Origin of the sequence: Mesorhizobium sp. M7A.F.Ca.CA.001.08.2.1 (assembly GCF_003998455.1) — a bacterium.
Lineage (GTDB): Bacteria > Pseudomonadota > Alphaproteobacteria > Rhizobiales > Rhizobiaceae > Mesorhizobium > Mesorhizobium ciceri.
This window is the reverse complement of the sequence record NZ_RZPW01000747.1, coordinates 1-2,994: the sequence shown is the minus strand read 5'-3', so window position 1 is coordinate 2,994 and position 2,994 is coordinate 1. Positions and strand designations below refer to the sequence as shown.

The window sequence follows — 2,994 nt, the reverse complement described above, 5'->3', positions numbered from 1 at the left end:
CGCTCGGCCTGCTCTATTGCCACCTCGCCTCGACCAACAGCTGGACCTCGCTGGTGCATCAGGCATCGCTGCGGAAGGCGGATGGGGCGAAGGGCTGACTGTGAAAAGCTTGCGCGGTCGATCGTCTGGGCGGACAGGCGGCTAGGCAGCAACCCTTCTGTCGTGCCGCCCTTCCCTGATCTCCTCGGCGAGCTTGTCGCAGAACGCGTCGAGATCGCCGGGATTGCGACTGCTGACGAGCCCCTGGTCGGTGACGACTTCGGTGTCCTCCCACAGACCGCCGGCGTTGATCACATCGGTCTTGATCGATTTGTAAGACGTGACCCGGCGACCCCTTACGATGCCGGTCTCGGCGAGAAGCCAGGGCGCATGGCAGATCGCGCCGACGACCTTCTTGGCCGACCAGAACGATTCGATGAAGTCCAGGGCCTTTCGCTCGACGCGCAGCAGATCCGGATTGATAACCCCGCCGGGCAGGACGATCGCGTCATAGTCGTCCGCCCGCGCCTCATCCAACGTCTTGTCGACAGGAATCTCCCGACCCCAGTCCTTGAGGTCCCAGCCTTTGATCTTGCCGCTTGCGAGCGACACGACATCGACCTCGGCGCCCGCCTCGCGTAATTTTTTGAGCGGAACTTCAAGCTCGGATTGTTCGAACCCGTTTGTCGCAAGGATAGCGACGCGCTTACCGGAAATATCCTGCATTGGTTTTTCTCCATCGTTAGGTGATGGAGGGCTAACGAGGCGAGGCGGGAAGCGTTCCTGGCTGTAATTTTATGTGACATGAGAGGCGGATGGACGAAGCGCAGTTCGGCCCAAGCTCCCAGTTCGACAATGTCCAAAAACGAAAAAGCCGCGGCGGACCGCGGCTTTTCGATGCTTGATTTCCTTAGAGGAAATTGGAGCGGGTGAAGCGATTCGAACGCTCGACCCCAACCTTGGCAAGGTTGTGCTCTACCCCTGAGCTACACCCGCTCGCACGGCGTCTTGGCCGCAAGCCGGGCCTATATGGCTGAAGAGCGCGGCGATTGCAACAGGGAAATCGCAGGCTTTTTTACGACCCGGCAAGCGAGGCCGGCAAGCCGCCGGCGGGCGCGCGAGTGGCACGCGGCGGGGGCGCCACCGCAAAGGGCGGGTGCCGCTCACCGTGATGTCGCATGACGGTCTTGTGTCGGCCGCCCCATTGGCCGTAAACGGCATGGGCTCACAAACGGGACGAAGACGAAACCGATGCCGAAGACCGAAGCCGAACTTTTTGCCTTTCTTGCCGAGCTGGGCATTGCTGCCTCGACCAAGCGCCATCCACCGCTCTATACCGTCGCCGATTCGCAGGCGCTGCGCGGCGAGATCGCCGGCGGGCACACGAAAAACCTGTTCCTGAAGGACAAGAAGGACAATTTCTTCCTGGTCACCGTCGGCGAGGACGCGGTCGTCGACCTGAAGCAGATCCACCAGGTGATCGGCGCCGCCAGCCGGGTTTCTTTCGGCAAACCGGAGATGCTGATGGAGCTGCTCGGCGTCACGCCGGGCGCCGTCACGGTCTTTGGCATCATCAACGACACGGCAAACAGGGTCAAGCTCGTGCTCGACAAGGATTTGATGGAGCATGCGGTGATCAATGGGCATCCGCTGACCAATGAGGCGACGACATCGATCGCAGCGACCGACCTGATCAGATTCGTCGAGGCAACCGGGCACGATGCTGCTATCTTGAAAGTCTCCGCGTGATCGCCACATGGATGGCTTAAAACCGATGGTCTGAAGCATAGGGCGCCTGGCTGCCGGCCGGCGGCGCCACGGAAGGGTAAAGAGATGAGCCACAACAATCCGTTCGGCGGCCCCTTTGGCGGCAATGGCGGCCAGTACACCACCTCGGTGCAGTATGGTGGAACCGCGCCGGCGCCGGCGAAAGTCGCGCTTGGCGATACGCCCGCCGCTCCCGCCGATGTGATCAAGGACACGACGACGGCTGCCTTTGCCGCCGATGTCATCCAGGAATCGCGCCGTCAGCCGGTGCTGGTCGATTTCTGGGCGCCCTGGTGCGGACCTTGCAAGCAACTGACGCCGCAGCTGGAGAAGGCGGTCAAGGCCGCCGGCGGCAGGGTCAAGCTGGTCAAGATGAACATCGACGACCATCCGTCGATCGCCGGCCAGCTCGGCATCCAGTCGATCCCGGCGGTCATCGCCTTCAAGGACGGCCAGCCGGTCGATGGCTTCATGGGCGCCATCCCGGAGAGCCAGATCAACGAATTCATCACCAAGGTCGGCGGCAAGGGCAATGGCGCGCCGCCGGTGGCCGAAGCTCTGGCAGCGGCCACCGAAGCGCGCGACGCCGGCGACATGCAGACCGCGGCCGACATTTATGACGCCATCCTGGCGCAGGCGCCGGAGACGATCGAGGCGATCGCCGGACTGGGAGAGCTGCTGTTCGAGGCCGGCGACACGGAAGGCGCCGAGGCGCTTTTGGCAACAGCCCCGGAGGCCAAGAAGGATGCGCCGCCACTGGCAGCCCTGCGCGCCAGGATGGCGGTTGCGGCGCAGGCGGCGGCTCTCGGCAATCCAGCCGAATTCGAGCGGCGCCTTGCGGAAAATCCCGGAGATCACCAGGCGCGTTTCGATCTGGCCATGATCCAGAACGCCAACGGCGACCGTACGGCCGCAGCCGACAATCTGCTGGCCATCATCAAGGCCGACCGGGCCTGGAACGAGGATGGCGCCAGGACGCAATTGCTGCAGCTGTTCGAGGCCTGGGGCATGACCGACGAGGCGACGCTGGCCGCGCGCCGCAAATTGTCGGCGCTGCTGTTTTCCTGAGCCGGCTGCCGGTTGTTTTGCCGCACGGGCTTGGCGTCGGCGATGATTGCGCCAGATTAGGGCCAAGAACTCACGCGCTTCTTGATGGCGCGATCGGAGGAACGAGGTGCAAGCGGGAAACGCGCATTACCGGCTCGCCAAGGATTTGCCGTCGACGATCCCTATCTTTCCGCTCGAGGG

At 63.3% G+C, this 2,994-nt stretch carries 3 protein-coding genes and 1 tRNA gene; 2 read left to right on the top strand and 2 right to left on the bottom strand.

All coding sequences use genetic code 11. From position 1 onward, the window contains the following. Positions 1-141: 141 nt before the first annotated feature. Both EN914_RS30165 and EN914_RS30160 read right to left on the bottom strand, forming a co-directional pair. Complete coding sequence (locus tag EN914_RS30165; RefSeq protein WP_024504057.1) at positions 142-705, bottom strand: type 1 glutamine amidotransferase domain-containing protein; 564 nt, start codon at positions 703-705, stop codon at positions 142-144. A 195-nt stretch (positions 706-900) separates the two neighbouring features. Then, a tRNA-Gly gene (locus EN914_RS30160) sits at positions 901-975 on the bottom strand. 255 nt (positions 976-1,230) lie between these two features. On the opposite strand from EN914_RS30160, the gene EN914_RS30155 reads away from it, so the two are divergent. Together EN914_RS30155 and trxA are read left to right on the top strand one after the other, a co-directional pair. Further along, positions 1,231-1,728: a prolyl-tRNA synthetase associated domain-containing protein gene (locus EN914_RS30155; RefSeq protein WP_024504056.1), complete on the top strand. Its 498-nt coding sequence runs from the start codon at positions 1,231-1,233 to the stop codon at positions 1,726-1,728. A gap of 84 nt (positions 1,729-1,812) precedes the next feature. Next, complete coding sequence (gene trxA / locus EN914_RS30150) at positions 1,813-2,814, top strand: thioredoxin (RefSeq protein WP_024504055.1); 1,002 nt, start codon at positions 1,813-1,815, stop codon at positions 2,812-2,814. Positions 2,815-2,994: the final 180 nt, after the last annotated feature.